The sequence below is a fragment of the Massilia aquatica genome (assembly GCF_011682045.1).
Classification (GTDB): Bacteria; Pseudomonadota; Gammaproteobacteria; order Burkholderiales; family Burkholderiaceae_D; genus Telluria_A; species Telluria_A aquatica.
The window spans coordinates 143,560-168,498 of record NZ_VVIW01000005.1 but is presented as its reverse complement, the minus strand read 5'-3'; the positions used below and the strand labels follow the sequence as shown (position 1 = coordinate 168,498).

Sequence of the window (24,939 nt, the reverse complement as noted above, 5' to 3'; positions counted from 1 at the left end):
AAAAGGTGAGGGATCAAATCATTTCCTGCGCCGTCACGCGCACCGCCTGCAACAGCAGCTCGGCGCCCGGCGACAGCAAATGGTCTTTCTGGCGAATGATACCGAAGGCATCCATCTTGCAGGGCAACTCGATCGGCAGGATGCTCAGCACATTGAGCGAGGCGTAATACCTGGCCACGTCGACCGGCATCACGTGCAGCGAATCGGTCTGCTGCAGCAGCGCCGTGATCAAGAGCAGCGCGGTGGTGTCGACCACGTTCACGGGAATGTCGAGCCCGGCGCGGTGGAACATCATGTCGAAGCGGTGCCGCAAGATGCTGCCGTGCGGCGGCAAGATCCACGGCTGGCCGGCGATGTGCCTGAGTTCAAGCTGGTCGACGTCCAGCAAGGGGTGGCCGACGCGCACCACGGCGCAGGCCGGTTCCTCGTTGAGTTCTTCATAGATCAGGCCGGCGGAATTGTCTTTTTCGAGGATGCGCCCGATCATGAAGTCGAGCATGCCATGCTGAAGTTTGTCGAGCAGGATATTACTCGTCTCCACATGCGCGCCGATCCGCAGCATCGGCGCCTGCTCCTTGATGCGCGCAATCGCGCGCGGCAGGAGCGCCATGGCGGGCGTCATGATCACGCCCACCTCGACCTGCCCCGCCAGCCCGGCTTTCAGCGCCACGATGTCGTCGTGCGCCAGCGCCAGGCTGGTCAGCGCCATGCGCGCGTGGCGCACCATGGTTTCGCCGAACATGGTCGGCTCCATGCCACGCGGCAGGCGCTCGAACAGCTTGACGTCGAGCATCTCTTCCAGATCCTTGATCTGTTTCGACGCCGCCGGCTGGGTCATGTGCAGCGCCTCGGCGGCGCGGTGGATGTTGCGGTGGTCGTCGAGCGCGATCAGCAGCAGCAGCTGGCGCGTTTTCAGGCGCGCCTTTAAAAACCAGTTGGGGTTGAGTGTCTCCATCATGGAATCATACCCCTGATTGATATCGGTACGCGTTGCAACATACCGATCTGGATATCATTGGCAGCCCGGCGACGGGTTGGCCGCCGGCCCGCTGTCCGTCTGCGGCACGAAGCTGATGCTGCCATCCGGCTTGTAATGAAGCTCCTCGACCGCCACCGAACGGCGGAACTCGCCCCCACCGGGCAATTTGGCGTTGTGATAGAACACGTAGGACTTGCCGTTGAAGTCGATGATGGCCTGGTGGATGGTCTTGACCTTCTCGTTCTCGTCCATGATCACGCCCTTGAAGGTCCACGGGCCTGCCGGGCTGGTGCTGGTGGCATACACCATCTCTTCGGGGAAGTAGCGCGAGTACGACAGGTAATAGGTGGCGCCGCGCTTGTGCACGTAGGGCGCTTCGGTAAACGACTCGATTGCGTGCGTCATGATCGGGCCGTCCAGCTCGGTCATATTGGCTTTGAGCCTGGCGTACTTGAGCACCGTGTTGCCCCAGTACAGCCAAGCCTGGCCGTCGGTATCGATGAAGACGCCCGGGTCGATGTCGTCCCACAAGATATCGGTGTGTTTGGTCATGTCGTTGCTGACCAGGGCACTGCCGCGCGCGTCCACGAAGGGGCCGGTCGGGCTGTCGGACACGGCCACGCCGATGGCCTTGCCGGGAATCGTCTTGTGGTCGACCGTGGCATAGAAATAGTATTTGCCGCCGCGCTCGGTGATGTCGGCCGCCCAGGCATCGCGCCCGGCCCACTTGAAGGTGGAAAACTGCACCGGCGAGCCGTGGTCTTTCCAGGTTTTCATATCGCACGAAGAATAGACGCGCCATTCGTTCATGACGTAATCCTTGCCGTCCGGTTTCGCTTCGTCATGGCCGACGTACAGGTACACGCGGCCCTTGTCGACCAGCGCGGCCGGGTCGGCCGTGAAGATATTGCTGATGATGGGGTTGGCGGCCGAAGCAATGCCCGTGGCGAAGCCGAGCGCGAGTGCGCTCAATCCGAATTTGATCATGGTTGTCTCCTGTTGCTGGTAGTTGGAATGAGATCGGGCGACCCGCGCAGGGCGACCCGCGCAGGGCGGCCCGCGCAGGGCGTCAGGCCGGGCCGCGTCAGGCCGGGCCGCGTCAGGCCGGGCCGCGTCAGGCCGGGCCGCGTCAGGCCGCCGCGCGCCGTGCCGCGCCCATGGCCATCAGGCGCTGGACCACGCAAAAAATGAACAGCAAGGCGCCGATGACGATCCTGGTCCACCATGAGCTGAGCGTGCCGTCGAAGGCGATCAGGGTCTGGATCGTGCCCAGCACCAGCACGCCGGACAGCGCGCCGGCCACGTAGCCATAACCGCCGCTGAGCAAGGTGCCGCCGATCACCACCGCCGCAATGGCGTCCAGCTCGGTGCCCTGCGCATGCAGGCCGTAGCCCGACAGCATGTAGAACGAGAACAGCACCCCCGCCAGCGCCGCGCAAAAGCCGCTGAAGGCGTACACCAGCACCTTGGTGCGCGCCACCGGCAAGCCCATCATCAGGGCCGATTGTTCGTTGCCGCCGATGGCGTACACGCCGCGCCCGAAGGCGGTAAAGTGGGCCAGGAAAACCGCCAGCCCCAGCATCAGCAGCGCAATGAGCGCGCTCGGCGACACGAAGCCGCCCAGGAAGCCAAGCTGGGTCTGCGACATGGCCAGGTACAGCGGGTCGTCGATGGTGATCGAGTTAATGCTGATCAGGTAGCACAGGCCGCGCGCCAGGAACATGCCGGCCAGGGTGACGATGAACGGTTGCAGCTTGAAGTAATGAATCATGGCGCCCATGCCGCCACCGAACAGCGCGCCCAGCAGCAGTACGAGGGCGATGACCGCCAGCGGCGGCCAGTGCGCCACGTGCAGCAGCCAGGCCGAGATCATGGTGGCCAGCGCCAGCACCGAGCCGACCGACAGGTCGATACCCCCCGACAGAATCACAAAACTCATGCCGATCGCCAGCACCAGCAGGAAGGCGTTATCGATCAGCAAATTGAGGATCACCTGGACCGACAGCAGGCCCGGGTACACGGCCCCGCCGATGCCGAGCATGGCCAGCAGCAGGACGAGCGTGACCAGCGGGGTAAAGTAAGGCGACTTCATGCAGTCCTCGCACGCGAAAACAATTGTTTGAATTCCGCCGACTGCGACAGGCAGACGAGGAACACGACCACCGACTTGACCACCATGTTCACTTCCGGCGGCACGCCGAGCGAGTAGATGGTGTAGGTCAGGGTCTGGATGATGAGCGCGCCGATCACGCTGCCGACCAGGCTGAACTTGCCGCCGGCAAGCGAGGTGCCGCCCAGGGTCACGGCCAGGATGGCGTCGAGTTCGAGCAGCAGGCCGGCGTTGTTGGCGTCGGCGCTTTTGATGTTGGAACTGATCATCAGGCCGGCGAGGCCGGCGCAGGCGGCGCAGAACACGTACACGAACATGATCAGCGAGGCGGTTTTCAGGCCCGCCAGGCGCGCCGCCACCGGATTGATGCCGACCGCCTGGATGAACAGGCCGAGCGCGGTCTTGCGCATCATCAGCGCGATGACGGCGAACACCAGCGCCACCACCGTCAGCGAAAACGGCAGGCCGGCAAAGTAGCCGCCGCCGAGGAAAAAGAACGGTTCGTAGTAGACCGTGACGATCTGGCCGTCGGTGAGCAGCTGCGCCAGTCCCCTGCCCGCCACCATCAGGATCAGGGTGGCGACGATCGGCTGCAAACCCAGGCTTGACACCAGCACCCCGTTCCACAGCCCGCACAGCAGGGCCGCGCCGATGGCGGCCGCCATGGCCCAGATGAGCGGTGTTTCGGCTTGCGGGCCGCCGCCGGTCAGCATCGCCGCCACCGTGCCCGACAGCGCCACCACGGCGCCGACCGAAATATCGATGCCGCGCGTGGCGATGACCAGGGTCATGCCGAGCGCGGCCAGCATGAGCGGGGCGGCGCGGTTGACGATGTCGATCAGGCTGCCGTACAGGTGGCCGTCCTTGATGGAAATGTGGAAGAAACCGGGAATCGCGACCAGGTCGATCAGCAGCAGCACCGCCAGCGCCGCCAGCGGGCGGAACAGCGGGTGGCGCAGCAGCGAGGTCATCAACGGCGTGGCGTCTTGTTTCGCGGCGGGCCGGGCCTGCGCGGCCATCATGCTGTTTCTCCAGCGATTACTTGCAGCACCGATGTATCGTCCAGTTCGCCGCGCTGATATTCGCCGCAGGCCTTGCGGTCGCGCATCACGACCAGCCGGTCGCTACAGCGCAGAACTTCCGGGAGTTCGGAGGAGATGAACAGGATTGCCATCCCTTTGCGACAAAGTCCGCTAACGTAATCCATGATTTCCTGTTTGGCGCGCACGTCGATGCCGCGCGTTGGTTCGTCGAGGATCAGCATCGCCGGCTTGGTGACCAGCCAGCGCGCCAGCAGCACTTTCTGCTGGTTTCCGCCCGACAGCGAACCGATCGGTGTTTCGATATCGGCCGTCTTGATGCCCAGCCACTTCACATAATCGAGCGCCATGGCCTGCTGCTGGCGCAAGGGAATCGCGCGCAACATGCCGGCGCGCGCTTGCAAGGCCAGGATCATGTTCTCGCGCACCGACAGTTCGAGGATGGCGCCTTCGTGCTTGCGGTCTTCCGAGCAAAAGCCGATACCGGCCTCGATGGCGTCGCGCGGCGAACCGAAGGGATGGCTGCGCTCGCCGATGCGCAGGGTTCCGCTGTCGGCCTTGTCGGCCCCGAACAGCAGGCGCGCCGCTTCGGTGCGGCCCGAGCCGAGCAGTCCGCACAGGCCCAGCATTTCGCCGGCGCGGATGTCCAGGTCGAGCGGCGCCAGCGCGCCCTTGCGCCCCAGCCCACGCGCTTGCAGCAGGACGGCCGGTGCTTCCCGGGCGGCGCCCGGATGCATCAGGTCGGCCGGATGCTCGCTGGCATCGGGCGCGCCGACCATCTTGTTCACCAGCGCCAGGCGCGACAGCTCGGCGCAGGCATACTCGCCCTCGCGCTCGCCATTGCGCATGACGGTGATGCGGTCCGAGATCGCGTAGGTCTGGTCCAGGAAATGGGTCACGAACAGGATCGCCATGCCCTGATCGCGCAGTTTGCGCAGCACGCGGAACAGCAGCTGCACTTCGGCCTCGTCCAGGCTGGAAGTCGGCTCATCGAGAATCAGCACGCGCGCCGAAATATTGAGCGCGCGCGAAATTGCCACCATCTGCTGGATCGCCAGCGGAAAGCCGGACAACCGGGCGCGCACGTCGATGCGCACTTCCAGCTGTTCCAGCAGCCTGGCCGCCTGCGCGCGCATGCCGCCCCAGTCCACCATGCCGAACTTGCGCGGATAGCGGCCGATGAAAATATTCTCGGCCACCGACAGGTTCGGGCACAGATTCACTTCCTGGTATACGGTGCTGATGCCCAGGCGCTGCGCATCCTGGGTCGAGCCAGGGCGGATTTCCCGCCCTTCCATGACGATGGTGCCGCTGTCGGGCGCGTACACGCCGGTCAGCACCTTGATCAAGGTGGACTTGCCGGCGCCGTTCTGGCCCATCAGGGTGTGGACTTCCCCGGCGTACAGCTTGAGGCCCACATCGCTGAGCGCCTTCACGCCGGGAAATTGCTTGCTAATGCCGTGCAGCTCCAGCACCGGAGCAGCGGCGTTCGGTGCCTTGATCATGGCACGGCCTAGTATTTGCGGTTCGGCAGTTCCTTGGCAGCCACTTCAGCCGGGAACACGCCCTCGACCGTCGTGATGCGCTTCGGCACAGGTTTACCGGCCACGACATTGCGCGCGATCGACATCAGTTGCGGCCCGAGCAGCGGGCTGCACTCGACGGTGACGTTCATCTTGCCGGCGATCATGGCCTGGAATGCGCCTTTGACGCCGTCGATCGATATCACCAGGATATCGACGCCCGGTTTCAGGCCCGCTTCTTCGATCGCCTGGATGGCGCCGATGGCCATGTCGTCATTGTGTGCGTAGAGCACATGAATATCCTTGCCCTGCGCCTTGAGGAAGGCTTCCATCACTTCCTTGCCCTTGGCGCGGGTAAAGTCGCCGGTCTGGGAACGGGTGATTTTCAGCTTGGGATTGCTGGCGATAACTTCGGCAAAGCCGTTCTTACGGTCGATGGCGGGCGCGGAGCCGACGGTTCCCTGCAGTTCGACGATGTTGAAGGTGCGATCGGGTGTCTTGGCGGCGCGTTCGACCAGCCAGCGCGCGGCGCGGCGGCCTTCTTCGACGAAGTCGGACCCGATGAAGGCGGCGTACAGGGAGGTATCGGTGACGTTGACAGCGCGATCGGTGAGGATGACCGGGATTTTGGCAGCTTTGGTTTCGCGCAGCACGGTTTCCCAGCCCGACTCCACCACCGGCGAGAACGCGATCACGTCCACGCGCTGGGCGATGAAGGAGCGGATCGCCTTGACCTGGTTTTCCTGGCGCTGCTGGGCATCGGCGAATTTGAGGTTGATGCCTTCCTTCTTGGCGGCATCCTTGATCGACATGGTGTTGGCAGTGCGCCATTCGCTTTCGGCGCCGACCTGCGAAAAGCCGATGGTCAGCGGTTTGGCGGCAAGCGCGGGGAAAGCGGTGAAAGCGCCAAGCAATGCGGTAGCCAGAACGGCCCTGCGGGTGATGTTCATGTGTTGTCTCCTGTTTTTAGGGGCGGAATTCGGGACTCCTTTTATTACCCTATCTTATGAGAAAGTTACATATCCATCCAATTAATTTTTTTAACGATGCGATACCGAAATCGGTATCAAGCCGGAACGCTACCGTACCCCGTCGCGAGCGGATCAATGAGCTCGCAATACGTGGACACCGTACAAGCCCCCCAGCCAACGAAATCGGCTTAGCGGCAAGCCAGCAGCGCGGCTGCAATGAGTTGTCTCATGACAGCCTTATTGTTCGCTTTATTGTTGCTTGCTCTGATAGCGGTCCAGGTCTTGCGGGTCGATCGTGGGCCAGCCGTCCTTGTGCCACGTCATGTCGAGGATTTTGAGCTTTTGCAGGTAGTTGTCGGCCGTTTCGTAGGCGTGCATGACCAGCAGGTCCTTGCCGTCGATGGTGTAGGCGCTGTTGTGGCCCACGCCTTTCCACTGCGTGTTGCCTTTGACCAGCAGCGAGCCGCCGCCCTTGGCCATGTCCTTGCCGGTGCGGTCGAGGTAGGGACCGGCGACGTTTTTCGAGCGGCCCATGACGACGTGGTAGGTGCTCGCTTCTTTCTTGCAGCACAGGCCCCAGGAGACGAACAGATAGTAATAGCCATTCTTCTTGAGGATGTGCGGGGCTTCGATTTCGGCCGGGCCGGCGTCTTCTTCCGGCACGCCGGCGGGCCGGGTGCGCTGGGCGATGGTGTGCCAGGCTTGCGGTTCGGCCAGGCGCGTGCGCGAGGCATCCAGCTTGACCAGCTTGATGCCGCTCCAGAACGAGCCGAACGACATCCACGCCGTGCCGCTGGCATCGTCCACGATGTTGGGGTCGATGGCGTTCCAGTTGTCGCGGCCGGGGACCGATTGCAGGACCATGCCCTGGTCTTGCCATTTGTAATTGGCGGCGCGCGGGTTCAAAGTGGCGTTGGTAGTCACGCCGATGCCGGACGTGTTTTTACCGAAGCCGGAGACGGAATAGTAGAGGTAGTATTTGCCGTCGTGGAAATAGATGTCAGGCGCCCAGATGTGGTCGTTGAAGCTGGGGGCGGCTGTTTTGGCCCAGGCGGGTTCGCCGGGGAAGACGCGGCCTTCTTCCTTCCAGTTGCGCATGTCGGGCGAACTGTAGAAGGTGATGCCGGGGCCGGTGCTGAACAGGTAGAAGGTGTTGCCTTCCTTGGCCATTACCGGGTCGTGGACGCTGACTTGTTTGGCGAAGGTGGCGGTGGTGATTAGCAGGCTGGCTGCGCAGAGGAAAAACTGAACTGACTGACGCATATGGAGATCCCGACAAAGTCAACATCGTCATTCCCGCGCAGGCGGGACTGACGGAGCAAGGGGTAAGGAAGAATGGTTGCGTTAGTGGCTCGGAGAGGCTAGAGGGCAATCAGCCTTCCAGCGCCACCACCACAACCGCTTTCGCCGGCACGGTCACCGTCAGTTTACCGCCACTCGCCCTGGCGCTGAACGGCGCCGGTTTGATGGCCTGCGGGTTCTGGAAGGTGTTGTGCGCGTCCATGGCCGTTGCCGTCAGCACGCGGCCAGTCGCCGCAGCCAATTGTTTACCCGACACATTGACCACCACATCCGCCGGCTTGCCCGGATTGGTGTTGACCAGAGAGAGGTACAGCTTGCCATCCCTGGCCCGCGCCGCTGAGGCGCTGATGCCGACAATCGTGGTTTCGCCCAAGGTATAGGCCGTGTCGTCCGCCACCGTCACCGGCAACGAGGTCGCATCCTGGAACGGCACGTACATGTGGAAGGCGTGATAGGTCGGGGTCAGGAGCATCTTGTCCTTTTCCGTCAGAATCATGGCCTGCAGCACATTGACCATCTGCGCAATATTGGTCATGTGAACGCGGTCGGCGTGCTGGTGGAAAATGTTGAAGTTGAGCGCAGCCACCACCGCATCGCGCAAGGTGTTCTGCTGGAACAGGAAGCCGGGCGTGGTGCCGGTTTCCACGTCGTACCAGGTGCCCCATTCATCGACGTACAAACCAATTTTCTTCTCGGGATCGTTCTTGTCGAGCACGGCGATATTGTTCTTGATCATCGAATCGATTTTCAAGGTGTTCGCCAGGGTCGAAATCCAGTGCGGCTCGGCAAAGCCGGTGGCGGCGCCTTTGCCCTCCCACTTGCCGGTCGGGATGGTGTAGTAGTGGAAACTGATGGCCGAGGTCTGCGCCTTGGCGTTCTTGCTGATCACGTCGGTCCATTTGGTGTCGTAGTCGTTGCCACCGCTGGCGATCATCAGGGGCCGGCTTTCCTTCGGCGCCTTGAGCATGGTTTCGACATTCTTGTACAGATTGGTGTAGTGCTCGGGCGTCATATTGCCGCCGCAACCCCAGGCTTCGTTGCCGATGGCAAAATACGCGACCTTGAATGGTTTCTCGCGCCCGTTCTTGCGGCGCAGGTTAGCCAGGCTCGACTTGCTGTCGGAGGTCATGTATTCGACCCAGTCCGCCATTTCCTGCACGGTGCCGGAACCAAGGTTGCCGTTCACATAAGCGTCCGCCCCCAGCAGGTCGACCAGGTCGAAGAATTCGTGGGTGCCGACGGCGTTGCTCTCTTCCACCCCGCCCCAGTTGGTGTTGACCTTGACCGGCCGCCTGGCGCGCGGGCCGATGCCGTCTTTCCAGTGATATTCATCGGCGAAGCAGCCGCCCGGCCAGCGCACCAGCGGCACGTGCAGTTGCTTCAAGGCGCCGACGACATCGTTGCGCCAGCCCTTGGTGTTGGGGATTTTTGAACCCGGGCCGACGTACATGCCTTCGTAGATGCCGGTGCCGAGGTGCTCGGCGAACTGGCCGTAGACGTTCTTATTGATGACCGGGCCGGGTTTGCCGGCATCGATGGTCACGTGGACTGCGGCAAACGCCGGCCACGCGCTGACGGTGACCAGGCTGATGGCGGCGATGCTGCGTTGGATGATGTTCATGCTTGTCTCCTGAATCGCTTTTATTTTGGGTACTACTTGAAAGTGATGTCAGATCCAGCCGGCATCGACCACGAAATCCTGGCCGGTGCACATGGCGCTGTCGTCGGAGGCGAGGAACAGGATCATGGCCGAGATGTCGCCCGGCATCAGCGGACCGGGCAGGCACTGGTTGCGCTTGATGTCGGCCTTGCCGGCTTCGTCGACCCACAGGTCGAGCTGGCGGGCGGTCATGACCCAGCCGGGCGTGACGGTGTTGACGCGGATGCCGTGGGCGCCGAAGTCGCGCGCCAGGCCGCGCGTCAGGCCGACCGTGGCCGCCTTGGTGGCGGTGTAGACCGGGTAGCCGCCGTTCTTGGCGTGCCAGGACATGGAGCCGACGTTGATGATGGAGCCCGCGCCCTTCTTTTTCATGCCGGCCAGGACGGATTGGCAGGTGAAGAACATGGGGCGCTGGTTGATGGCGATGCGCTGGTCGTAGAATTCGACGCTGACGTCTTCGGTCTGGTGGCGCTGGTCGTTGGCGGCGTTGTTGACCAGGATGTCGAAGTCGCCCAGCTGCGCGGCCAGTTCGGCCATGGTCGCTTGCAGGGCGGGGATGTCGGTGATGTCGCAGTGGCGGAAGAGCGGTGCGGGGGCGCCGGATTCGGCCATGCGCAGGCACAGCGCTTCGCTGGCGTCGCGCACGATGTCGACAAAGGCGACTATGGCGCCCTGGGCGGCGAACGAGGCAACCAGCGACGCGCCGATGCCCGTGCCGCCGCCGGTGATGAAGACCCGTTTGCCTGACAGGCTCGGGTAGGTGGCTGATTTTTTCATGGTGTCTCTAGCTCTTTTACTTTTGTTAGCACCGATGCTGCTACCCTATCCACCGCCGTCCCCGCCTGCGCGGGGACGACGGCTAAAGGCGGCGCTACGTTCGAAGGTACTGAATCTGTCGGGGACAGCGGCGGAAAGGGGAGCGATCAACGACGGCACTACCGCGAATGCGTGCTCAGGCCTTCGTCAACGCCCCATCCCGGCGGCGCCAAACGCCCGCATGATCATCGCGCAGCACTTCCGGCAACAAACCCTGGCCGAAGTTCTGGTAGCACACCGGCCGCAGGAAGCGCTGGATCGCCGCCGTCCCGACCGAACTGCTGCGCCCGTCCGACGTGGCCGGAAACGGACCGCCATGCACCATCGCGCTCGATACTTCCACGCCGGTCGGCATGCCATTGGCCAGAATCCGGCCCACCTTGCGCTCCAGCACAGGCAACAAGGCACGCACCAGTTCGGTATCGGCCTCGTCCATCTGCACGGTCGCCGTCAGCTGGCCTTCCAACGCTTCGGTAATGGCGCGCATTTCCTCAACGCTGTCGCAAGCGACCAGCAGCGACGCCGGCCCGAAAATCTCGCCATGCAGCGCCTGCTCGCTCAGGAACGCCTTGCCGCTGGTGCGGAACAGTGCCGGACCGCCCTTGCCTTCCGCGTGCGTCGCTTCCTTCAAGGAATCGACCGCCTCCTGCTGCGCCAGCTTGTGCACGCCGCTCTGGTAGGCCGAGGCGATGCCCGCCGTCAGCATGGTCCCCGCTTCGATGCTCGACAAAGCCTGCGCCGCCTTGTCGGCAAAGCGGTCGAAATCCGGACCTTTCAAGCCCAGCACGAGGCCGGGATTGGTGCAGAACTGGCCGACACCCATGGTCATCGAGCCGGCAAAGGCGCTGGCGATCTGCTCGCCGCGCGCGGCCAGCGCCGCCGGCATCAGGTAAAACGGGTTGATGCTGCTCATTTCCGCATACACAGGAATCGGTTGCGGACGCGCGGCGGCCACGGCCATCAACGCTTGTCCGCCCGAACGCGAACCGGTAAAACCGACCGCCTTGATCGACGCATGCGCCACCAGGGCCTGGCCGATGCCGTTGCCGGTACCGGTCAAGAGCGCGAACACGCCTGCCGGCAACTTGCACAGTGCAATCGCCGTGACCACGGCGCGCGCCACCAGCTCGGACGTGCCCGGATGGGCGGAGTGAGCCTTTAACACGACCGGGCAGCCGGCCGCCAGCGCGGCGGCGGTATCGCCCCCGGCCACCGAAAACGCCAGCGGGAAATTACTTGCCGCGAACACGGCAACCGGACCCAGGCCGATCATGCGCAGGCGCAGGTCGGGACGCGGCAGCGGCTGGCGCTCCGGCAAGGCGCTGTCGATGCGCACATCGGCCCACGAGCCTTCGCGCAGCAGTTCGGCGAACAGTTTCAGCTGGCCCATCGTGCGGCCGCGCTCGCCTTCGAGACGGGCGCGCGGCAGGCCGGATTCGGTCATCGCACGCACGATCAGTTCGTCGCCGAGTTCCAGGATCTGGGCCGCGATGGTTTCCAGGAAAATAGCGCGCGCTTCGTTGCTGCTTGCGCGGAACGGATCGAAAGCCGCTTCCGCCAGGCGGCAGGCTTCGTCGATCTGGGCGGCGTCGACCATGTGGAAGGACGGTTCGATCGGCGCGCGGGTGGACGGGTCGAACGCCTGGAAGGAGCCGCCGTTGCCGCGGACTGCGTGTCCGCCGATCAGTGCTTCACCGGTAATGGTCATAAGGCGTGTACTTTCGTAAAGGTGGATTGCTCACGGTCGAGGCGGTTGCGCAGGGCCGGGCCGAACACGGGAGATACGATCTCGAACGTTTCGCCGGCCAGGACCGTGATGTTGTCGGCCACGCTCAAGGTCGCGGTGCCGAAGAAATGGATGTGGACGTCGCCGGCGCGGTTGAACAGGCCGTATTTGAAGTGGTGGTATTCCAGGTTGGCGATCGAGTGCGACATATTCTGCTCGCCGCTGACAAATGCCTTTTCCCAGCGCACCGTGCCATCGGCGGCGATGATGCGCGAGGTGCCGGCCACGTGCGCGGGCAGTTCGCCGACCAGCAGCGCCGGGCCGAGGCCGCAATTGCGCAGCTTGGAGTGCGCCAGGTACAGGTAATTCTGGCGCTCGGTCACGTGGTCCGAAAATTCGTTGCCGATGGCATAGCCTAAGCGGTGCGGCTGGCCGTCGTCGCCGATCAGGTACAGGCCGGCGATTTCGGGCTCTTCGCCACCATCGAGGGCGAACTCGGGCATCTGCAAGGGCTGGCCGCTGGCGCGCACCACCGAGCCGTCGCCCTTGTAGAACCACTCCGGCTGGACGCCGCGCGCGCCCTCGGCGGGCTTGCCGCCTTCCACGCCCATGCGGAACATTTTCATGCTGTCGCTCAGGGTCTCGACATCGCCGCCGATTTTCTTGTGCATGGCGTCGCGCGTATCGGCGCTGCCGAGGTGGGTCAGGCCGGTGCCGGTGACGTAGCAGTGGGCGTCGTCATCATGGTCGAGCGGCGCCAGCAGGCGGCCTGCGGTGGCCACGGCTTCGTAGGAATGGATTTCGGCGCCGATGGCGGCGGCGGCCAGTTCGGCCAGCCTGGTCTTGCCGGCGATGGCTTGCCGGGCCAGGGCGTAGGTGCTGGCGTAGCCGTCGATCACGCGCAGCTGGTCTTGCTCGAGCACGGCAACGCGGCGCGCGCCGCCTTCATTGGTAAATTGGACGAGTAGCATGATATTTCTCCGTTTACAACGGCTGGTGTCAGGTCTGACACCAGCCGTGGATGTTAATGGGAATGGCGTGGCACGGCCGAGCCGCGGCTGCCGAGCAGGAAGTCGAAGTCGCAGCCTTCATCGGCCTGCAGCACGTGGTCGATATACAGCTTCTGGTAGCCGCTCTTGGCCACCGGCGCTTGCGATCCGGCCCGGGCGGCCAGGCGGCTGGCCATTTCTTCGTCCGAAATGTCCAGGTTCAGGCTGCCGTTGTGGCAGTCGAGCGCAATGAAGTCGCCATCCTGCACGATGCCCAGCGGTCCGCCCGCCATCGCTTCCGGCGCCACGTGCAGCACCACGGTGCCGTAGGCGGTGCCGCTCATGCGCGCGTCCGAGATGCGCACCATATCGGTCACGCCCTGGGCCAGCAACTTGGGCGGCAAGCCCATGTTGCCAACTTCCGCCATGCCCGGATACCCCTTCGGCCCGCAGTTTTTCATGACCAGGATCGAGTCGGCATCGACATCAAGGTCCGGGTCGAGGATGCGGCTTTTGTAGTGCTCGAAATCCTCGAACACGACCGCCTTGCCGCGATGCTTCATCAGGTGCGGCGAGGCGGCCGACGGCTTGAGCACGGCGCCGCGCGGCGCCAGGTTGCCGCGCAGGATGCAGATGCCGCCATCCTCGATCAGCGGTTTGGCCAGCGGACGGATCACCTCGTCATCGTAGATCGGCGCTTCTTCGCAGTTTTGCCACAGGCTCTTGCCGTTGACGGTGAGCGCCTCCTTGTGCGGCAGCAGGTCGCCCTCGCCCAGGCGGCGGATCGCGCCCGGCAGGCCGCCGGCGTAATAAAACTCTTCCATCAGGTAGCGGCCCGACGGCAGCAGGTCGACGATGGTCGGGGTGCCCTTGCCGATCGCGGTCCAGTCTTCCAGTTCGAGCGGCACGCCGATGCGCCCGGCAATGGCTTTCAGGTGGATCACGGCGTTGGTCGAGCCACCGATGGCGGCGTTGACCTTGATCGCGTTTTCGAACGCTTCGCGCGTCAGGATCTTGGACAGGCGCAAGTCTTCCTGAACCATTTCAACAATGCGGATGCCCGACATATGCGCCAGCACGTAGCGGCGCGAATCGACGGCGGGAATGGCTGCGTTGTGCGGCAGCGAGGTGCCGAGCGCTTCGGCCATGCAGGCCATGGTCGAGGCCGTACCCATGGTGTTGCAGGTGCCGGCCGAGCGCGACATGCCGGACTCGGCCGACATGAACTGATGCAGGGTGATGGTGCCGGCCTTCATCTGTTCGTGCAGTTGCCAGACGGCGGTGCCGGAACCGATGTTCTTGCCGTTCAGCTTACCGTTAAGCATGGGGCCGCCGCTGACGACGATGGTCGGCAGGTCGACGCTGGCCGCGCCCATCAGCAGGGCCGGGGTGGTCTTGTCGCAGCCGACCAGCAGCACCACGGCATCCATCGGATTGCCGCGGATCGACTCTTCCACGTCCATGCTGGCCAGGTTACGGGTGAGCATGGCGGTCGGGCGCAGGTTCGATTCGCCGTTGGAAAACACCGGGAACTCGACCGGGAAACCGCCGGCTTCGAGGATGCCCTTCTTGACGTGTTCGGCCAGCTGGCGGAAATGGGCATTGCAAGGAGTCAGTTCGGACCAGGTGTTGCAGATGCCGATGATCGGCTTGCCTTGAAACTCGTGGTCGGGAATGCCCTGGTTTTTCATCCAGCTGCGGTACATGAAACCGTTTTTATCCTGGGTGCCGAACCATTCCGCGGAGCGCAGTTTCGGCTTTTTTGTCTCAGACATGTATTCCTCCTGGTTATTCTGATGCCGTCTCGAACTCATGTCGTCGTTCGGCAGCGATAGAGGAATACTAAAGATTCTTGGGATGCCTTTCCAATCACTTTTTTGGCGATAGTGATATCGAAACTGGTATCGAATGAGTACACGAAAACACTCAACCATTACCGCATCGACAGAGTTTGTTTTGTTTTACTTTGCGCGATAGACTGGAAGACAATGACTCCAGCTACGGAGCTGACATGAGCAATACTTCCACCCGCGTTCCTCCAAAGGCAAAGACCGACGCCCGCAAGCCGCTCGCAGCCGGGGCACAAATGCTTGCTGACGCAGTTGCTACATTTCCCGATCAGGCACTCTCAAACGACCAGCAGAGACGCACATGGTTTACGCCGGCCTATCAAAAAATTGCGCGCGCCGTACCGCAAGAAAAACGTCTCGCCATTTTCAGGGAGATGAAGAAGGAGCTGTCGGACTTGATCGCATCCCTCCAGGCCGGTCGGCCAACAGCAGCGAACGACGCCAGCGAAGGGCGTTTGCTGATGGAGGAACTGCGGCGCCAGGAGCGGGTGAGGCGCATGGCGGACGTCAAGGCCGGGCGACTGATATCGTCGTCCACCTTGCGCGAGCGCCTGGGGATCAGTGCCCAGGCGCTTGGTGCGGCCGTAAGAACCAAACGCATATTCAGCGTGAAGGGCCCGCAAGGCGAACGGCTGTTTCCCGCATTCTTCGCCGATCCAAAGTACGCACGCCGCGATCTGGAAAAAATATCAATGGCACTTGGTGACCTGCCTGGCAGCATCAAGTTCGCTTTCTTCACGACCCAGAAAATCTCGTTAGGAAATAAGCGGCCGCTGGATGTCACACAAACCAGGATGAACCGCATACTGACGCTGGCGCAGGGTTTAGTGGAAGAATAGCGATGACGGCCGCTCCCTTGCGTGCGCCTTCCGCGTCGTTTTTCTCACAAAAACTACATCTGAAACGAATGCATCCGTCGATGCTTGTGCGGGTGTCGGGACACAACACAGGTGAACCCTACTTCGGTCGCTCGGGTGCGAATCGTTTCGACGATCCCGATTCTGGCTCACCGACACGATTCGGCACGTGTTACTTTGGCGACGGGCTGCTTGTCGCCGTTGCCGAAACGTTACTGCACGAGGAAAGGCCAACAAACGGCGCGTACTACATTGCGTCGGACCGCCTGGACTCGCTCTTTGTACTCAGCTTTTCGGGCTGGCCACTGATTCTTGCCGACTTTACCGGTGCGGCCTTGAAAAGACTTGGCCTGCACGCCGGACTTTCAGGGACTGCCTCATACAAAAAGACCCAACGATGGTCCAAAGCCATCCACGATCATCCCGCTCATGTGGATGGATTTATCTATATGTCACGCCACCTCAACACCGGTCGGGCGTTCGTATTGTTCGACCGGGCCAAACCAAAAATCCACCTTGATGGAGCTTTGCCGCTGCTATTACACCCGGAAGTCAGAAGAGTAGCCATACAGCTGGGGATAAAGAGCGCATAACAATTACACGACCAGCAACGCAGAATCATTCAGCCTTGCCCCGGTCAGGCGTACCCGGAGCCAACGATCAGCAAACAAACCGGCTCTCCGGCAACCCCCGCACGCCAGGCACCGTCCCCGTGAACAGCCCGCCATCGGCCTCCCCCGGACTGGCCAGCCCCACCCGCGCACTGGTCGCATACAGCTGATCGAGCAGCGCGCCGCCGAACGCCACGCAGCTCGGCTGGCTGGCCGGCAAGGCGACGCTGCGGTCGATGCTGCCATCCGGCGCATAGCGCACCAGCTTGCCCCCGCCCCACTGGGCGTTCCACAGATACCCGCGCGCATCGACGCACGACCCGTCCGGCTCGCCCTCGCCTTGCACCTGCGCAAACACGCGCTGGTTCGACAGCGCGCCGCTGACCACGTCGTAGTCGCAGCAGCGGATTACCTGCTGCGGCGAATCGCAGTAGTACATGGTCGTGCCATCGGGGCTGAAACAGATGCTGTTGGCAATCGCCACATGCGGCAGTGGCAGGCGCTCCAGGCGCAAGTCGCGGTTGAGCCGGTAAAAGCCGCCGATCGGCAGGCGCGGCTCGACTTCATTGAAGGTGCCGAACACAAAACGTCCCTGGCGGTCGCAGCGGCCGTCATTCAAGCGCGTGGTGAGGCCCGCCTCGACTTCGCAGATCGGCGTCAGCGCCCCGCTGTCCAGATCGAAAAAAGCCAGTTGCGTCGCCAGCCCGACCAGCAAGCGCTCGTCGTGATCGGTCAGGGCGAACGAGGCCAGCCGCTCCGGCATGGCCCAGCTGCGCGTGACCCCGCTGGTCGGATGATGCGCCCACAAGGTGGCCCCTAAAATATCGGTCCAGAACACCCGCCCGCTGCGCTCGCACCACAGTACGCATTCGCCCAGCGCATTTTTCGCGTCGACCATTAATTCGAGCATCACTTCTCCACCGAAAATTTATACCGGGATACGGTGGCATATTCTTCGCCGGGACGCAAGATGGTATTCGGAAAAGCGCTCTGGTTCGGAGAATCGGGGAAATGCTGGGGCTCCAGGCAAAAGCCGCTGCGATAGCCGTAGGCTTGCCCTTTGCCCGTCAAGCTCCCGTCAAGGAAATTGCCGCTGTAGAACTGCACGCCCGGCTCCTCCGTGAACAGTTCGAGCACCCGGCCCGACACCGGCTCATGCACGCGCGCGGCCAGGGTCATCGCCTTGCGCGCCGGTTTGTTGAGCACGAAATTATGATCGTAGCCGCTGCCGTGGCGCAGTTGCTCTTCATTGTCGCCGATGCGTTCGCCAATCGCGTGCGGCGTACGGAAATCGAACGCGGTGCCGGCCACCGGCGCCAGCTCCCCGGTTGGAATCAGGGTACTGTCAATCGGCGTATACGCGTCGGCGTCGATGCGCAACAGATGGCCGAGAATGTCGCCCTTGCCGGCCAGGTTGAAGTACGCGTGCTGGGTCAGGTTGACCGGCGTGGCCTTGTCGGTCACGGCGTCGAAGGTCACCACCAGTTCATTGCCGGCGCTCAGTTCGACCACCACGGTCACGTCCAGCGTGCCGGGATAGCCCTGCTCGCCGTCCGGGCTGCGATAGATCAGGGTCAGGCCGACCGAGTCGCCTTCCTGGAAAGGAATCGCGCGCCACAGCACGCGGTGGTAGCCCAGCTCGCCGCCGTGCAGGTGATGGGCGCCGTCGTTGGCCGGCAGTTGCACCACCTGGCCGTCGAGCGTGAAGCGGCCGTCGCGCAGGCGGTTGCCGTAGCGTCCGATCAGGGCGCCGAAGTACGGCGAGTCCTTCACATACGGCGCGACGTTGTCGAAGCCGAGCGTGATGTCGGCCAGCACGCCGTTGCGGTCGGGCGCGTGGATCTCGGTGATGATGCCGCCGAAATCGGTGATCTTTACCACCAGCCCGTTCGGATTGGTCAGGGTGAACAAGGTGGCCGCCCTGCCGTCGGGCAGGTGGCCGAATGCGGATTGCGTGATACTGGCTTGCACGATGCTCCTCGTTAGGTTCCTTCAGGCAATCGATGGACGTCCGAACACGGGCATGCCCTGCTCGTCCCATCGCAATGGCTTGACGAAGGTGTGGCGGTCGGGGTTCCACAAGGGGTCGCCGACGATCTCGGTGTAGGTACGGGCATGGTACACCAGCATCACGGTGTCGCCATCCTCGCCATAGGTAAAACTGTTGTGGCCGGGGCCGTAGATGCCGTGCTCGTAGCAGGTTTGCAGCACCGGTTCGGCCAGCTTGGTCCAGCATGCCGGATCGAGCAGGTCGGCGTTCTCGTCGGCCCACAACAATCCCATCGCGTAGTTCTCGTCGGTGGCGCTGGCCGAGTAGCTGATGAAGATCCTGCCGTTGCGCTTGATGACGGAGGGGCCTTCGTTGACCCGGAAACCGCGGATTTCCCAGTCGAATTCGGGCTTGCTGAGCATGACCGGCGGCCCTCCCAGCTGCCACGGCGTGGCCATCGGCGCGATGTACAAGTTGGAGTTGCCTTCGATCGCTTCGTCCTTTTGCGCCCACAGGTAGTACAGCACGCCGTCGTGCGTGAACGTGCTGGCGTCCAGGCAAAAGGTGTCGATGCCGGTGTCGATCTGGCCCATGAATTCCCACTTGCCGTCGAGCGGATTGGGATTGGTGTTGCGGACAGCGTACATGCGGTGCTGAAACAGTTTGTGTTTGATCTCGCGGCTCGGGGCGGCGGCAAAGTAGACGTACCACGCGCCCTGGTTGAAGTGGATCTCCGGCGCCCACAGCAGTTCGCTGTAGGGTCCGGAATCCGGCTTGCGCCATGCATCGACCGCAGGCGCGCCCGGAAGTTCCGCAATGGTGCGCGCGCGGCGCACTTCGATGCGGTCGTATTCCGGCACCGAGGCGGTGAAATAGTAATAGCCGTCGCTGTGCTTGTAAATGAAAGGATCGGCGCGTTGCTCGATCAGGGGTGTCAGGATCTGCATGGTGATTGAGCTTGTTAAATTAAGTGGTGGCGAAGCCGGCGCTGCGCAGGTCGGTCTTGACCTCGTCGTAGTAGTTGTCGGTGATGCGGTACTTGAACATCAGCACGCCCATCAGGAAGTGGGAAAAGCCGGGGATCACGGTCAGCATCAGCGCGATGCCGCTCAGCGCCAGCGGGCTCTGCGCTTGGTTCGGCACATACTGGAAGTAAGTCAGCAGCAGGCCGACCATGCCGCCCGCGACCGCCATGCCGGCTTTCTGGCATACCGAAATACCGCCGAAGGCAAAACCGGAGACGCGCTTGCCGGTCTTGACGTGGCCATAGTCGATGGTTTCGGCAATCGCCGACCAGAACACCGGCGCATGCAGGTCGACCACGAACGAGAGCAGGAAATACAGGACAAAGGCGAGCACCATGTCGCCCGGCTTCACTAGCACGTACATCAGCACGCTGATCAGCGCCACGCCGATCTGCGTATAGCGGAACAGCTTGACCTTGCAGTAGGACTTGGTAATCCAGGTCGAGGCCACCATCGACAGGATCGCCGCCGCCACGCCGGTCGACAGGAAGGCCGCCACGGTATCTGTATCGCCGCCGAGGTAATACATGGCGTAGTAGATGGCGACCGAGCCGCGCACCACATAGCCGACGGTGCCGGTCAGGCACACGCCGCACAGGATCAGCCACTGGTCGTTGCGCATCAGCAGTTTGAACTGTTCCATCAAAGGCTGCCGTTCGACCACGTGGATCACCCGCTCCCTGGTGGTGAACACGCAGAACAGGAACAGGCCGACGCCCATCACCGCCATCAGCGCCATGGCCGACTGGTAGCCGACAGCCAGGTTTCCCGCGCCCCATTTTTCCGCCAGTTTGGGCACGATGATGGTCACCATGAAGGCGCCGACCTTGGCGAAGAACAGGCGGTAGCCGTTGGCCGAGAGGCGCTCTTGCGGATCGCTGGTCAGCCCGCTGATCAGCGAAATATACGGAATGCCGACCCCGGCCGTCATCAGGGTCATCAGGATGTAGGTCGAATACGCCCACACCAGCTTGGCGTCATAGCCCCAGCCTGGCGTGGTGAACACGAAAAACACGCTGGCGCCGTAGGGAATGCACAGCCACAGCAGCCATGGCCGGTAGCGTCCGAAGCGCGAGGTAAAGCGGTCGGTCACCTGCCCCATGGCCAGGTCGGCCACCGCGCCGATGACCTTGACCACCACGAACAGCAGCGCCAGGTGCTCGGTGCGCAGGCCGTAGATGTCGGTGTAAAAGAAGGTAATGAGGAGCATCATCGACGAAATCACGACGTTGAGCGCCATGTCGCCGGTACCGAAGCCGACTTTTTCGAGGGTGGATAATTTCTGGGAATTCTTATCGAGCGGTTTCATGCAAACTTTCTCAGCCATACAAGGACAGAAAGCGCTGCGTTCAGTTTCTACGCAACGCTTCCGGAATGATCGTCTACAGCGACGGATTACATCTTGTAGCGCAGCGACAGGCCGACGACGCGGTCGTAGCGGCGGATGTCGCGCGGGTTGCTGGCGACGCCATGGTAATCGTGGTACTTCCGGTCAAGCAAGTTCTCCACGTCCACCGTCACGCTCACCGCTTCGCTGATCTTGTAGGAGAGCGAGGCATCCATGGTCTTGATCGGATCGACGATCAGGTCGAAACCCAGGCCCCGGTAGTTGAAGGTGTCCACGTACTTGTCGCGCCAGTTGTAGGCCACGCGGCCGGACCAGCCATCGCGCTCGTACAGGCCGACGATGTTGTACGACAGCCTGGACATGCCGACGAACGGTTTGAGCACGCCGCCGGTGTCGGTCAGGTCGCCCTTCATGTAGGTGGCGTTCGCTTGCAGGCCGAAGCCGCCCAGCCAGCCCGGCAGCTTGTCGTAGAACTGCTGGTACGACAGTTCCGCGCCCTGCAAGGTGCCCTTGGACATATTGCGCGGACGATTCACGTCGTACACGATGCCGTTGTAGGTTTCCTTGGTCGAACTGGTGAGAATGTAGTTCTTGAAGTCGTGGCGGAACACGGTGGCGGTGAGCGAACCGGTCGGTGCGAAATACCATTCCGCCGCAGCATCGAAGTTCTTTCCTTCGATAGGTTTGAGGTCCGGATTGCCGCCCGTGCCCACCGCTTGCACCGTGGTGCTCGGCACGTTGTAGGACACGCCCGGATTGAACTGGTCAAAGTTAGCGCGCTGCATGGACTTGCCGGCAGTCAGGCGTGCCTGCACTTCCGGCAGGACCATGGCCTTGAGGGTGGCGTTCGGCAGCACGTCGGTCGACGATGGCGAACTGGAAACCGGCAAGACCACGCCATTCGCCTGCGAATAGCCGCTCAGCACGCCCTTGGTCTGCACCACGCGCACCCCCACGGTCCCTTCGACCGGAATGCTACCGGCCGTAAAGCCGTACTTGGCCTTGGTGTAGATGGCGTAGGTCGTTTCCTGGTTGTTGAACTGGGACAGCCTGTCTTCCGCCGACTTGCTGCCATCGCCGAACAGCTTGCGCAGCTCGCCGATATGGTCGTGCATGAAGCCAGCGCACGGCGTCACCCACGAGGCCATGCCGTAGTCGCCCGCCATCGGCATCGAGTTGCAGGCCAGGCCAGGCACTGAGCCCAGCGGAATGTTGCCCGGCGCCGGACGGAAGCCGTCCAGCTCGTGCACATACGCTGCCTTGCGCCTGGCGACCCGCACGCCGGTCGACACATCCTTGATGAAGCCGTCTTCTTCCGGGGTCCAGGCGGCGTCGGCGCGCCAGTCGGTGGCGCGGCTTTCGGCATGGCTGTGATTGTCGAAGAAGGTGGCGACCCGGTAATTGGCCGGGTTGGTCATGTCGTAACCTGGGTAGGAAAACTGCGCGCCCCCGTTCACATAGGTGTTACCGGTGATGGTCGGCGGGGCCGCCACCAGGTCGACAATGGGAAACTCCTGGCGTACCTTGCTCAAGGTGCGCGCCAGCTCGGTCGTCACGCGCCAGGTCGGCGACACATTCCAGCGCGCACCGATGGCGCCCTGGCTGCCCAAAGAATAATCGTGCGGCGCCTGGGTCGAGCCGAGCGCGAACGGGTTGCTGTTGGGCGAGGTGATGGTCTGCACCTGCTTGGTGCCGGGAATCAGGGTGTAGCTGGAATGCTTGTTCTGCCCGAGCCCGCCCACATAGAACTGGCGCTCGGCATCGTGATGGATTTCGGTGGAGATGCCTTCGGCAAAGAATTCCAATGCCGAATTCGGGCGCCACTGCAAGGCAAAGTTGCCGGCCACGCGCTTGCGCTGGCCCTGGTACAGCACATGACCCAGCTCGTCCGGCGCGGAAATGCCGGCGCCGAGGTCGGCCGCGCGGTCCTTCGGCGGCGAATTCCAGGTAATTTCGTCGTGGTAATTGCCATCCTGGTAGGACAGGCCGGCCAGCGCGCCAATCTCGCCGTAACCGGTTTTCCAGCGGTTCGAGATCATGCCCGACAGGTTGGGATCGTTGGTTTTCGATTTGTCGCGGTTTTCCACGCGTGCAGTGAGGCTCGAGGCGAAGCCCTTGGCGTCGAACGGACGCGCGGTGCGCACGTCGATCACGCCGGCGGTGCCGCCTTCGACCATCTCGGCGCCCTGGGTCTTGTACACATCGACCCGTTGCAGCATGGCGGCCGGAATGTCGGCCAGGTACAGGCTGCGGCCCTCTTTGCCGGCGGTGAACATTTCGCGGCCGTTGAGCAGGGTCACCAGGCCCGGCAAGCCGCGGATGACGACCTCGCGCGCTTCGCCGTTTTCGCGGCGGATCTGCACGCCGGTAATGCGGCCGAGCATTTCGGCGACGTTTTTGTCGGGGAACTTGCCGGCCTCCTCGGCCACGATGGAATCGATCACTTCATCGGCATTGCGCTTGATGGCCTGGGCACTCTGGGCAGCCTTGCGCACGCCGGAAACGGTGACCACGCTGGTGGTGTCGGCGGCGATCGCATCCTGCGCCCATACCGAGGCGCCGCTCAGCATGCCCGCGCCGGCCAGGGCCGCCACGATCAGCTTCAGGGGCAAGGGGGTGCGAAAAATGGCCGCGACGGGGCCTTGTGCGTGCGATGTCATACGTCTCCTTGGCATTCTCTAGTTATATGATTCATGGGTATTTTTAGCCCTTGAACCGGATAGTAAGGAAAGCCAAAGAATCAATCCAATCATATTTTTCCGGTTTTCGATACCGTTTTCGATATGACATCCATCACGCCGTCCAGCGCTCCCCCGCCCGCCATACGCTCTTTGACGGCCGCGCAACCGACATGAATCTCGGGCGATTGCAGCAGGCGCTGCAAGGCGTCGGCCAGGGTGCGGGTCGTTGCGCGCTCCGCCTTCAGGGTCAATCCGGCATGCAGGGCGGCGACGCGGGCGCCGTTGTCGAACTGGTCGTAGGCCATCGGCACGACCAGTTGCGGCGTACCGGCGCGCAAGGCGACCGCCGTGGTGCCGATGCCGCCGTGGTGCACCAGCGCCGCCGCGTCCGGCAGCAAGGCCGCCAGCGGGCAGTAATCCTGCCAGAAGGCCGTTGGCGGCAGGCTTGCCGGCACCTGCGCCCGGTGCGCCGTGAGGAACACGATGCGCCGCCCAAGCCGCTCGGCCGCCGCCAGCGCGCTGGCAAAAAACCTGGCGGCGTGCAGGTTGGCGGTACCGTGGGTGACGATGATCGGCGCACTGCCGGCGCGCATGAATTGCAGCAGCGCCGGCGCGATCGACGCGTGCGGATGCGGATCGTACAAGGGAAAATCCGCGCACAGCAGCGGCGCCGGCCAGTCCGGCTGGCGCGCGCCGAACCATTCCGGAAACAGGGTCACCGACAGATCGGGCGCGCCATACATTTCGTCCATGTAGCTGGCAATGGGCGCGCGGCCCTGCGCTTTGCGCGCCGCGTTCAGTTCCGGCACGACGACCGGGTTGATGGCCGTGGCCTCGACCATGTTCCAGAGCCAGCGCCGCACCTTCAATGGCATCCAGCCCGGTATCGGGAAAGGCCCCAGCACCGGCAGGTCGTGCACCGTGCGCAGGTTGGAAGGGGCCAGGTAGCCGGCCACGATCTGCAAGCCGGGCCGGTCCGCGCGGCACAGGTCGGCATGCGCCACAGCCAGGGGATGGACCAGCAGCACGCACGGCTGCTCGCGCGGCAAGGCGGCGACAAAGGCCTGCATTGCTTCCATGCCGGGCCGCATGGCGCGCCAGACCACGCCGAAGCCGCGGCGCGGGTGCCACAGGTCGGGATCTTCCAGCACCGCCGGATCGGCCGGCAGCGGGTGGAAGGCCAGGCCGGCCTGGCGTACCAGCGCTTCGTGCATGAGGGGCGCCAGGACGGTCACTGCGTGGCCCCGCTCGCGCAGCCCCAGTCCGAGCCGCAGGAACGGAAACAGATCGCCGGCCGAGCCGGTAGTGACCACGACAATATGAGGCAAAACAGTCGAATAATCGGACATGGCGCTTCCCAATAAGAAGATGAACCGCGCGGCGCGCCACCGGGCGCCCAGCGCCGCATATCATACAGTGCGGCGACGCTGCCCATCGTTGGACATTTACGCTATCCTGTGG

Annotated in this window: 20 protein-coding genes; 2 read left to right on the top strand and 18 right to left on the bottom strand. The window is 63.1% G+C overall.

What is annotated here, in order from left to right; translation table 11 throughout:
* Positions 1-13: 13 nt before the first annotated feature.
* From F1609_RS11460 to F1609_RS11405, 12 genes are all read right to left on the bottom strand, one after another.
* Complete coding sequence (locus tag F1609_RS11460) at positions 14-955, bottom strand: LysR family transcriptional regulator (RefSeq protein ID WP_167076747.1); 942 nt, start codon at positions 953-955, stop codon at positions 14-16.
* A 57-nt stretch (positions 956-1,012) separates the two neighbouring features.
* On the bottom strand, positions 1,013-1,966 hold the full coding sequence (locus tag F1609_RS11455) for a glycoside hydrolase family 43 protein (RefSeq protein WP_167076566.1): 954 nt from the start codon (positions 1,964-1,966) through the stop codon (positions 1,013-1,015).
* 142 nt (positions 1,967-2,108) lie between these two features.
* Entirely contained in the window at positions 2,109-3,071 is a 963-nt protein-coding gene (gene yjfF, locus F1609_RS11450; RefSeq protein WP_167076565.1) for a galactofuranose ABC transporter, permease protein YjfF, read from the bottom strand.
* Entirely contained in the window at positions 3,068-4,108 is a 1,041-nt protein-coding gene (locus tag F1609_RS11445) for an ABC transporter permease (RefSeq protein ID WP_229421846.1), read from the bottom strand. The genes yjfF and F1609_RS11445 overlap by 4 nt, the downstream gene beginning before the upstream one ends.
* Complete coding sequence (locus tag F1609_RS11440) at positions 4,108-5,634, bottom strand: sugar ABC transporter ATP-binding protein (protein WP_167076563.1); 1,527 nt, start codon at positions 5,632-5,634, stop codon at positions 4,108-4,110. The genes F1609_RS11445 and F1609_RS11440 overlap by 1 nt, the downstream gene beginning before the upstream one ends.
* 8 nt (positions 5,635-5,642) lie before the next feature.
* A complete protein-coding gene (locus F1609_RS11435; protein WP_167076562.1) occupies positions 5,643-6,602 on the bottom strand; it encodes an ABC transporter substrate-binding protein in 960 nt (319 codons plus the stop codon).
* 270 nt (positions 6,603-6,872) lie between these two features.
* Entirely contained in the window at positions 6,873-7,886 is a 1,014-nt protein-coding gene (locus F1609_RS11430; protein ID WP_167076561.1) for an arabinan endo-1,5-alpha-L-arabinosidase, read from the bottom strand.
* Between the two features lie 109 nt (positions 7,887-7,995).
* On the bottom strand, positions 7,996-9,546 hold the full coding sequence (locus F1609_RS11425; RefSeq protein ID WP_167076560.1) for an alpha-N-arabinofuranosidase: 1,551 nt from the start codon (positions 9,544-9,546) through the stop codon (positions 7,996-7,998).
* A gap of 48 nt (positions 9,547-9,594) precedes the next feature.
* Positions 9,595-10,362, bottom strand: a complete 768-nt coding sequence (locus tag F1609_RS11420; protein ID WP_167076559.1) for an SDR family NAD(P)-dependent oxidoreductase — start codon at positions 10,360-10,362, stop codon at positions 9,595-9,597.
* 175 nt (positions 10,363-10,537) lie between these two features.
* Positions 10,538-12,109, bottom strand: a complete 1,572-nt coding sequence (locus F1609_RS11415; protein WP_167076558.1) for an aldehyde dehydrogenase (NADP(+)) — start codon at positions 12,107-12,109, stop codon at positions 10,538-10,540.
* Complete coding sequence (gene araD1 / locus F1609_RS11410; RefSeq protein WP_167076557.1) at positions 12,106-13,098, bottom strand: AraD1 family protein; 993 nt, start codon at positions 13,096-13,098, stop codon at positions 12,106-12,108. The genes F1609_RS11415 and araD1 overlap by 4 nt, the downstream gene beginning before the upstream one ends.
* 53 nt (positions 13,099-13,151) lie before the next feature.
* A complete protein-coding gene (locus F1609_RS11405; RefSeq protein WP_167076556.1) occupies positions 13,152-14,891 on the bottom strand; it encodes an IlvD/Edd family dehydratase in 1,740 nt (579 codons plus the stop codon).
* A gap of 236 nt (positions 14,892-15,127) precedes the next feature.
* Here F1609_RS11405 and F1609_RS11400 point away from each other — a divergent pair, with 236 nt between their 5' ends.
* Together F1609_RS11400 and F1609_RS11395 are read left to right on the top strand one after the other, a co-directional pair.
* On the top strand, positions 15,128-15,805 hold the full coding sequence (locus F1609_RS11400; RefSeq protein ID WP_167076555.1) for a hypothetical protein: 678 nt from the start codon (positions 15,128-15,130) through the stop codon (positions 15,803-15,805).
* Between the two features lie 2 nt (positions 15,806-15,807).
* Positions 15,808-16,416, top strand: a complete 609-nt coding sequence (locus F1609_RS11395) for an RES family NAD+ phosphorylase (protein ID WP_167076554.1) — start codon at positions 15,808-15,810, stop codon at positions 16,414-16,416.
* Positions 16,417-16,483: 67 nt separating this feature from the next.
* Here the strand turns inward: F1609_RS11395 and F1609_RS11390 are convergent, their stop codons facing one another.
* The 6 genes from F1609_RS11390 to F1609_RS11365 all read right to left on the bottom strand — a co-directional run bounded on the left by F1609_RS11390 (position 16,484) and on the right by F1609_RS11365 (position 24,827).
* On the bottom strand, positions 16,484-17,344 hold the full coding sequence (locus F1609_RS11390) for an SMP-30/gluconolactonase/LRE family protein (protein WP_187362991.1): 861 nt from the start codon (positions 17,342-17,344) through the stop codon (positions 16,484-16,486).
* A complete protein-coding gene (locus tag F1609_RS11385; protein WP_167076552.1) occupies positions 17,344-18,405 on the bottom strand; it encodes an aldose epimerase family protein in 1,062 nt (353 codons plus the stop codon). Before F1609_RS11385 ends, F1609_RS11390 begins: the two co-directional genes overlap by 1 nt.
* A 21-nt stretch (positions 18,406-18,426) precedes the next feature.
* Complete coding sequence (locus F1609_RS11380; RefSeq protein WP_167076551.1) at positions 18,427-19,371, bottom strand: glycoside hydrolase family 43 protein; 945 nt, start codon at positions 19,369-19,371, stop codon at positions 18,427-18,429.
* A 19-nt stretch (positions 19,372-19,390) separates the two neighbouring features.
* Positions 19,391-20,758 (bottom strand): MFS transporter, encoded by a 1,368-nt coding sequence (locus F1609_RS11375; protein WP_167076550.1) that lies wholly within the window; start codon positions 20,756-20,758, stop codon positions 19,391-19,393.
* Positions 20,759-20,844: 86 nt separating this feature from the next.
* Positions 20,845-23,457, bottom strand: a complete 2,613-nt coding sequence (locus F1609_RS11370) for a TonB-dependent receptor (RefSeq protein WP_167076549.1) — start codon at positions 23,455-23,457, stop codon at positions 20,845-20,847.
* Between the two features lie 89 nt (positions 23,458-23,546).
* A complete protein-coding gene (locus tag F1609_RS11365; protein ID WP_167076548.1) occupies positions 23,547-24,827 on the bottom strand; it encodes a glycosyltransferase in 1,281 nt (426 codons plus the stop codon).
* Between the last annotated feature and the right edge of the window lie 112 nt (positions 24,828-24,939).

Coding starts and splice junctions, on each gene's coding strand:
- F1609_RS11435 (WP_167076562.1), bottom strand. CDS start 6,602: ATGAACATCACCCGCAGGGCCGTTCTGGCTACCGCATTGCTTGGCGCT.
- F1609_RS11400 (WP_167076555.1), top strand. CDS start 15,128: ATGAGCAATACTTCCACCCGCGTTCCTCCAAAGGCAAAGACCGACGCC.
- F1609_RS11430 (WP_167076561.1), bottom strand. CDS start 7,886: ATGCGTCAGTCAGTTCAGTTTTTCCTCTGCGCAGCCAGCCTGCTAATC.
- yjfF (WP_167076565.1), bottom strand. CDS start 3,071: ATGAAGTCGCCTTACTTTACCCCGCTGGTCACGCTCGTCCTGCTGCTG.
- F1609_RS11420 (WP_167076559.1), bottom strand. CDS start 10,362: ATGAAAAAATCAGCCACCTACCCGAGCCTGTCAGGCAAACGGGTCTTC.
- F1609_RS11370 (WP_167076549.1), bottom strand. CDS start 23,457: ATGACATCGCACGCACAAGGCCCCGTCGCGGCCATTTTTCGCACCCCC.
- F1609_RS11445 (WP_229421846.1), bottom strand. CDS start 4,108: ATGGCCGCGCAGGCCCGGCCCGCCGCGAAACAAGACGCCACGCCGTTG.
- F1609_RS11455 (WP_167076566.1), bottom strand. CDS start 1,966: ATGATCAAATTCGGATTGAGCGCACTCGCGCTCGGCTTCGCCACGGGC.
- F1609_RS11390 (WP_187362991.1), bottom strand. CDS start 17,344: ATGCTCGAATTAATGGTCGACGCGAAAAATGCGCTGGGCGAATGCGTA.
- F1609_RS11415 (WP_167076558.1), bottom strand. CDS start 12,109: ATGACCATTACCGGTGAAGCACTGATCGGCGGACACGCAGTCCGCGGC.
- F1609_RS11425 (WP_167076560.1), bottom strand. CDS start 9,546: ATGAACATCATCCAACGCAGCATCGCCGCCATCAGCCTGGTCACCGTC.
- araD1 (WP_167076557.1), bottom strand. CDS start 13,098: ATGCTACTCGTCCAATTTACCAATGAAGGCGGCGCGCGCCGCGTTGCC.
- F1609_RS11375 (WP_167076550.1), bottom strand. CDS start 20,758: ATGAAACCGCTCGATAAGAATTCCCAGAAATTATCCACCCTCGAAAAA.
- F1609_RS11440 (WP_167076563.1), bottom strand. CDS start 5,634: ATGATCAAGGCACCGAACGCCGCTGCTCCGGTGCTGGAGCTGCACGGC.
- F1609_RS11380 (WP_167076551.1), bottom strand. CDS start 19,371: ATGCAGATCCTGACACCCCTGATCGAGCAACGCGCCGATCCTTTCATT.
- F1609_RS11365 (WP_167076548.1), bottom strand. CDS start 24,827: ATGTCCGATTATTCGACTGTTTTGCCTCATATTGTCGTGGTCACTACC.
- F1609_RS11460 (WP_167076747.1), bottom strand. CDS start 955: ATGGAGACACTCAACCCCAACTGGTTTTTAAAGGCGCGCCTGAAAACG.
- F1609_RS11405 (WP_167076556.1), bottom strand. CDS start 14,891: ATGTCTGAGACAAAAAAGCCGAAACTGCGCTCCGCGGAATGGTTCGGC.
- F1609_RS11395 (WP_167076554.1), top strand. CDS start 15,808: ATGACGGCCGCTCCCTTGCGTGCGCCTTCCGCGTCGTTTTTCTCACAA.